This is a genomic window from Anaerosporobacter sp., assembly GCF_031551385.1.
Classification (GTDB): domain Bacteria; phylum Bacillota; class Clostridia; order Lachnospirales; family Lachnospiraceae; genus Anaerosporobacter.
Genome location: NZ_JAVBNS010000250.1, coordinates 1 through 7,905, shown reverse-complemented (window position 1 = coordinate 7,905; position 7,905 = coordinate 1). Strand labels below are relative to the sequence as shown.

The window sequence follows — 7,905 nt, the reverse complement described above, 5'->3', positions numbered from 1 at the left end:
CTACTGCTACTTCAATTTCCTCAATTTTTGTCTCTAATCCTTCAATGTCATCATCAATCGTTTCATATTCTTTTTGCTCATTATATGTGAATTTGATTTGATTGGAACGATCCTTTTGATAAACCACTTTCTCTTCCTTTGGTTTCTCTGTCTTCTTCTCTATAACGTCATCGTCACCTTTTACAAGATGGTAATCGCTATATCCACCTTCATATTGCTTAACTACACCATTCTCTTCGAAAGCAAAGATACGACTGACCATTCGATCTAAGAAGTAGCGATCATGGGATACCGTTACTACGATGCCTTGAAATGTATCCAAGTAATGCTCAAGAATTGTTAGCGTTTGAATATCTAAATCATTCGTAGGCTCATCGAGTATCAATACATTTGGGGCACTCATTAGAACATAAAGTAAGTAAAGGCGGCGTTTTTCACCACCTGATAGTTTACCAATCAACGAATACTGCATAGCACCTGTGAACAAGAATTTCTCTAACATTTGAGACGCTGTAATACTACCTTCATTTGTAGTGATATATTCCGCAACACTCTTAATGTAGTCAATTACTTTCATATTTGGATTTAACTCTTCATTTTCTTGCGAAAAATAGCCGATTTTAACTGTCTCACCACACTCTACATAGCCTGAATCTGGCAAAATAATTCCATTGATTATCTTTAGTAACGTAGATTTACCACAACCATTCTTACCAATAATACCAATTCTATCATCCTTGAGTAGTATATAAGTAAAATCACGAAATAGAACCTTATCACCATAAGATTTCGATACCTCATGTAATTCGACCGTCTTCTTTCCAAGTCTTGAAGATACAGAATTCATCTCTACCGATGTTGTTTCTTTCGGCTTTTCTCTATCACGTAATTGCTCAAAACGTTCAATATGTGCCTTTTGCTTTGTTGATCTTGCTCTTGCACCACGCATCATCCATTCAAGGTCTTGACGATATAAACTCTTATTCTTACGCTCTGTTGCCATTTCCATCTCTTCTCTTTGTGCTTTTAACTCTAAGAAACTGGAATATCCTCCTGCATAACTATATATATTCGCATTGTCAATCTCTATAATACGATTTGTTACCTTATCTAAGAAATATCTATCATGCGTTACCATAATAATTGCGCCACGGTATTGATTCAGATATTTCTCAAGCCATTCTGCCATATCATTATCCAAATGGTTCGTAGGCTCATCTAATACTAAAATATCTGCTGGATTAAGAATTGCTCGTACAAGTGCTAGACGCTTTCTTTGTCCACCAGAAAGCACATCAACTCTTCCATCATAATCACGAATACCTAGTTTATCCAGCATAGATTTTGCATCCGCTTCCTTCGTCCAATCCTTCTCATGTGCATCTTTGTCTTGCAGCATAACATTTTCAAGGATATTCTTTGACACGTCAAACTCAGGTTGTTGTGCAAGATATTCAATCTTAATGTTTCTTCCTGTTGTAACCTCTCCTGCATCAGTCTCTTCCATACCTGCAATAATCTTTAATAGAGTAGATTTTCCCGTTCCGTTAATACCAATAACGCCAATCTTATCTCCCTCTTGAATTCCTAGCGATATTTCTTTAAATAATATTTTGTCTGTATAACTTTTCGTAACTTTTTCTATTGTTAACAAATTCATGTAATTACTCTCTTTCGCTTTGCATTTTCCTTATATTTATTAAATATATGTAGTATTTTCTATTATAACTTATGGAATAAGTTGTTACAATCCCCAAAATGTATGCCATCTAACATACATCTCCAACTGCACTTTCCCTATATTACACAAAAAACACTTGCAAAATGCCAAATTTACGGTAAAATAGAGACTGAGACTAAATGTTCATTTTGTACTAGCAAAAAATCAGTTATACTGATAAAAGAAAATAATATAAAAACTAGTAATACAACGTAGAAAGGTTTTAAATTATGATACAAGCATGTAATGTTACACTAAGACTTGGTAAACGCGCTCTTTTCGAAGACGTTAACATTAAGTTTACCGAAGGAAATTGTTATGGTCTAATTGGTGCAAATGGCGCTGGTAAATCTACTTTCCTTAAGATTATGTCAGGACAAATCGAAGCAACACAAGGAGATATCGTTATCACTCCTGGACAAAGACTATCTTTCTTACAACAGGATCACTTCAAATATGATGAATTTGATGTTTTAAATACTGTTATCATGGGTAATAAAAGACTCTATGATATCATGAAAGAAAAAGATATTATCTATGCCAAAGAAGATTTCACAGAAGAAGACGGTATTAAAGCAAGTGAATTAGAAGGTGAATTTGCTACATTGAATGGTTGGGAAGCGGAATCAGATGCTTCTACTTTACTAAATGGTTTAGGTATTGATACTGATATGCATTACAAATTAATGTCTGAATTAGATGGTGGAGATAAAGTAAAGGTTTTACTTGCTCAAGCGTTATTTGGTAATCCAGATATCCTATTACTAGATGAGCCTACTAACCATCTTGACCTTGATGCAATTCGTTGGTTAGAAGAATTCTTAATTAACTTTGAGAATACTGTTATCGTTGTATCCCATGACCGTTACTTCTTGAACAAAGTATGTACACATACTGCAGATATTGACTACGCTAAGATTCAATTATATGCAGGTAACTATGACTTCTGGTATGAGTCAAGCCAATTAATGGTAAAACAAATGAAAGAAGCCAACAAGAAGAAAGAAGATAAAATCAAGGAATTACAAGACTTTATTCAACGATTCAGTGCAAATGCTTCAAAATCAAAGCAAGCAACTTCTCGTAAAAAAGCACTTGAAAAAATTGAACTTGATGATATCCGCCCATCAAGCCGTAAGTACCCTTACATTGATTTCAGACCATCTAGAGAAATCGGTAATGAAGTTCTTACTGTTACAAATCTTTCAAAGACAATTGATGGTGTAAAAGTTCTTGATAACATTTCCTTTATCATAGGTAGAGAAGACAAAGTAGCTTTCGTTGGTCCTAACACGTTAGCAACTACTACTCTATTCAAGATTCTTACTGGAGAACTAGAACCAGATGAAGGTGAATATAAATGGGGTGTTACTACTAACACATCTTATTTTCCTAAAGATAACACAAAAGACTTCTCAGGGGATGAGATGATCGTAGACTGGTTAATGCAATTCTCTCCTGAAAAGGATGTTACTTATGTTCGTGGTTTCCTTGGAAGAATGTTATTTGCTGGTGAAGAAGGTGTTAAAAAGGTTAATGTATTGTCTGGTGGTGAGAAAGTACGTTGTATGCTTTCTAAGATGATGATTCTAGGCTCAAATGTATTGGTTATGGACGAACCAACAAACCATTTAGATATGGAATCAATCACAGCACTAAACAATGGATTAATTAAATTCTCTGGCGCATTATTATTCACATCACAAGATCATCAGTTTATTCAAACAATAGCAAATCGTATTATGGAAGTTACTCCAACTGGTTTAATTGACAAGATTACGACATATGATGAATATCTTGATAATGATGAATTAGCTAGAAAACGTCAAGTTATGAATATGGCTACTGACGAAGACTAAAGATGCACTATGCACTATTGACTTTGCAACGGTTCAAAGGGATTTGAAGGTTATGTAGATAGGGAGGTTTTCACTTAATGAAGTCACGCACTATTTTTACATTCCAAGCTAAAAACGGAATGTGTATATCAAAAGATGTATTTAATTCAGCTGGACAATTATTGGTTGCCAAAGAAACTATAATTACTGCTAAAGTAAAAGAGATGTTAAACTTTTACTCTATTATGAAGGTCACTGTATATGACAAGGTAGTAGAAGAAACAGCTGTAGAAGAAGAAACACCAGTCGTTAATACAGACTCATATTCACAAAAAATAAAAAGTAGCGAAAGATTCCAAGAATTTAAGAAATCATTTAACACAAATGTAAAGCAATTCCAATCAGATATCACCACTTTTGTTAATAAAACAGGTGATGTTGATTTGGTTAATTTAAAAGATGAGCCATATACAATCCTAAGTAAAAGTGATACGACTCTTAACGTTTTTGATATGTTACACAACATAGAGGAATATAGTGATTCCACATACTCACATTCATTGAATGTTGCTTTAATTAGTAATGTTATTGGCCGCTGGATTGGTTACTCTGATAAGGACCTTGAACAGCTTACCCTAGCTGCATTATTACATGATATCGGAAAGTTAATGATCCCTGAAGAGCTTTTAGCAAAACCAGATAAATTAACGGATGAAGAATTCCAAATGATTCGATTACATCCTATTACAGGTTATGATTTAATTAAAGATGAAGATATCGACCCTCGTATTAAAGATGCAGTTTTAAAACATCATGAAAAATGCGATGGAACAGGTTATCCTTCCAAATTAACAGGTGATACTATTGGTGAGTTCGCTAAAATCATTGCAATTGCAGATATCTATGATGCAATGACTTCAAAACGTTCCTACCGCGAAGCTCTTTGTCCATTCGAAGTTATCCGCATATTTGAAGATGAAGGCTACCAAAAATACGACATTAAAATCTTACTTACTTTCTTAGAACGAATTGGACAAGCATATATTAACAACGCTGTTAAATTAAGTGATGGTAGAGAAGGCGAGATTGTTATGCTTAACAAAAACGCATTATCAAGACCTATTGTTCGACTTAAAGACAGTACCGTTGTTGATTTATCCAAAACTTCTAATTTAACAATTGCAAAAATACTATAAAACTAAAAAACAAACTATATTGAATAAAATGGAGATGATACTTTGGACCCGAGTGATGTCACGCAGATTATTATTTTACTAATTCTATTACTACTATCATGCTTTTTCTCATCAGCAGAAACTTCTTTAACTACAGTAAACAAATTACGTATTCGAAGTTTAGTTGACGAGAATGTAAAAGGCGCAAAAACAGTTGCTAAACTTATTGAAGACCCATCGAAAATGCTAAGTGCAATTTTGATTGGCAACAATATTGTTAACCTATCCGCATCTTCCCTTGCTACTTCTTTTGCACTTAATCGCTTTGGAAGTGTTGGTGCTGGTATTGCAACTGGTATCCTTACTATTATGATTTTAATTTTTGGTGAGATTACACCAAAAACATTAGCAACTCTTAATGCCGAAAAACTTTCTTTACGTTATGCAGGCGCAATCTACTTTTTAACGCAACTATTAACTCCAGTTATCTTTATAGTGAATCATATCTCACTATTCCTACTGCGCTTGTTACGAGTTGATCCAAATGCGAAAGTATCTGCCATAACAGAGAACGAACTTCGTACTATAGTTGATGTAAGTCATGAAGAAGGGGTAATTGAAAGTGAAGAACGTAGAATGATAACCAATGTTGTTGATTTTGGTGATTCACTTGCGAAAGACGTAATGGTACCACGTATTGATATGGAATTCGCAGATATCAATCTCACTTATGATGAACTTGTTACTGCATTCTCAATTGAGAAATTTACTAGAATGCCTGTTTATCAAGATACAAGAGATAATATTATCGGTATTGTTAATTTGAAAGACATCTTCTTCTATCAAGGAAAAAAAGAAGACTTCTGTTTGAAGGATATTATGAGAGATCCTTATTTTACATACGAGTACAAGAAAACTTCTGAATTATTCGTAGATATGAAAAAAGAATCCATTCCTCTTGCTATCGTATTAGACGAATACGGCGCAACTGCTGGTCTTCTTACAATTGAAGATTTAATCGAAGAAATTGTTGGTGATATTCGTGATGAATATGACTCTGATGAAGAAGATTCCATTCAATGCATTACGGAAAATGAATTTATCGTAGATGGTAATACAAAACTTGATGACATTAATGAAGCAATCGGACTTCATATAGAATCCGATGATTACGATTCTATTGCTGGTCACATTATTGGTTTACTTGACCATCTTCCTTCACAAGGTGAATCTGTTGAAGATGAGAACGTTCTCTATACTGTTGATGCAGTTGATAAAAATCGTATTGATAAAATCCACATCGTTGTATTACCTGTGGCAGAATAGATATAACAAACAAAAGCTCGAACAAAATGATTTTATTTTGTTCGAGCTTTTTTGTTTGTTATATCTTATTTTTTATTTTTATGTTTTGCTAGGGCATGTCTGAAAATTCATTATGCAATATTATTCGGTTTGCACTCTTTAAACTCACATTTTTCAACTCTATGACCACCTGATTTATCAATCGCACCACCACTATATTCAGAAACACAACGGACAAATCGACATTCCTTTATCTCACCTCTTGCACCATACATAATAATTCCTGCACCACTCTTCTGTCTGCAATTGATGAACAAGCAATTTTTGATAGTACCCGAACGAGAATAGATTGCCCCATCTTGACAATGAGAGAATATTGTATCTGATATCTTCGGCTCTATTGCATCATAGATAGCACGTCCATTCTTTATATTACGAAATATTGAATGTACCACTATCATTCTGCTTCCTGTTGCACGAAATACAGAATTTGTTGCCCTACCATCGAATTCCGAACGATCAATTACACAACCTCTTGAACGAGTAATATCAAACATATCTCGTTGCTTTAGACCATCAGCAATTATCTTGCAACCTTTAATCTCTAGTATCCCTTTACTTTGGATTTGTTGCCTCAGATAAACTACAGCATGACTGAAGCTAAGAATCCCTAATTCCGTTACCTGTATTGGCATATCGATTATCGTAGCAATCGGAATACGGTATTCTTTATCTATAATCTTTTCCTCGTGACTATAAAGGTATTGTACAATCTCTTCTCCTTGTGGATAACACTCAATATATTGGCAATCCATAACGTTCGACTTTACTTCGTTATTATAGAATATTGCTCCCCCATGCTCTAATGCATAGCAATGCTTGAAAGAGCAACATGTAATCATAATATCTGTCCCTACATATACAGCTCCACCATTTTTAGCTTCGCATTTTTTAAATGTAGAATTCGTTATACTTCCATGTCCTTGTTGAATCTGAATCGCTGCACCATTCTCAACTGTATAACATTTGTGGAAATTACAATTATTTATCTCTATTTGATTTCCCCAGAACTTCACTGCACTATTTTTTGTTGTATGATAGACTTTAGAATCCACCATCGTCAAGTTTCCATTCTTCTGATTAATTGCACTTCCAATAAATCTACAATCAAAAACAGAATCCGTTACATGAACTTCGGAATAACTCTTTACTTCCACTAAAGCATTATTCGTATCCGATTTATTGATAATGGTCGTATCTCTAATTTGTAATGTTCCACCGTCTACTATGATAGAACCATAAAGATAGATAACTGCATGATCAAGTACAAGTGTGCCATTCTTAGGAACAATAAGCTTGTCCTTTATAATACAAGCATCTACAATTCGTGTCTCTTTACCAGGCGACACGGATTTATTCTCAATCTCCGTTATATATTCCATATCTGGCATATAATATTTAAGCTCAGTCATAGTCAATGGCAAGTCCACATTCCTCATTGTAGCAAATGAATGGATACATTTGTCCATATTGCCCTCATAAGCATTCTGAATGAACTCTGAAAGCAAATGAAGAATCTCTTTCGGTACTTGGAATAACACTCGGTATCTCTCTATTGATTCCATTTCTTCTTCAGAAAGTGAATCTTTGCGTAAGCTTACATTAATCAAATCCATAAGGAACAGATATCTCTTTAATGGTTCTTCTAAATTCCATAATAAATCATCAGTTAATCTTGTTTCCTCTGTTGTTAAGCGAATAACCTTGGCTATCTGCTTAGACTCAAGTCCTAATCCCTTCACCATCACTCGCTCTAACTCATAATTATTAAGAGTACTGCTTGATTTATTAATCCCTGCATGTCCAA

At 34.2% G+C, this 7,905-nt stretch carries 5 protein-coding genes; 3 read left to right on the top strand and 2 right to left on the bottom strand.

Translation table 11 applies throughout. The features are described 5' to 3' along the window. On the bottom strand, nt 1-1,660 hold a 1,660-nt coding region (locus RMR19_RS18715), incomplete at its 3' end, for an ABC-F family ATP-binding cassette domain-containing protein (protein ID WP_310605022.1). 290 nt (nt 1,661-1,950) lie between these two features. Here RMR19_RS18715 and RMR19_RS18710 point away from each other — a divergent pair. The 3 genes from RMR19_RS18710 (at nt 1,951) to RMR19_RS18700 (ending at nt 6,059) form a co-directional block, all read left to right on the top strand. After that, nucleotides 1,951-3,579 (top strand): ABC-F family ATP-binding cassette domain-containing protein, encoded by a 1,629-nt coding sequence (locus RMR19_RS18710; RefSeq protein ID WP_310605021.1) that lies wholly within the window; start codon nt 1,951-1,953, stop codon nt 3,577-3,579. Nucleotides 3,580-3,656: 77 nt separating this feature from the next. Next, nucleotides 3,657-4,754: an HD-GYP domain-containing protein gene (locus RMR19_RS18705; protein WP_310605020.1), complete on the top strand. Its 1,098-nt coding sequence runs from the start codon at nt 3,657-3,659 to the stop codon at nt 4,752-4,754. A 42-nt stretch (nt 4,755-4,796) separates the two neighbouring features. Further along, the gene (locus RMR19_RS18700) at nt 4,797-6,059 is read left to right on the top strand and encodes an HlyC/CorC family transporter (protein ID WP_310605019.1); all 1,263 of its coding nucleotides are present in this window, start codon (nt 4,797-4,799) and stop codon (nt 6,057-6,059) included. A gap of 110 nt (nt 6,060-6,169) precedes the next feature. On the opposite strand, the gene RMR19_RS18695 is transcribed toward RMR19_RS18700, so the two are convergent. Beyond that, the coding region (locus RMR19_RS18695) for a right-handed parallel beta-helix repeat-containing protein (protein WP_310605018.1) at nt 6,170-7,905 on the bottom strand (1,736 nt) is incomplete at its 5' end.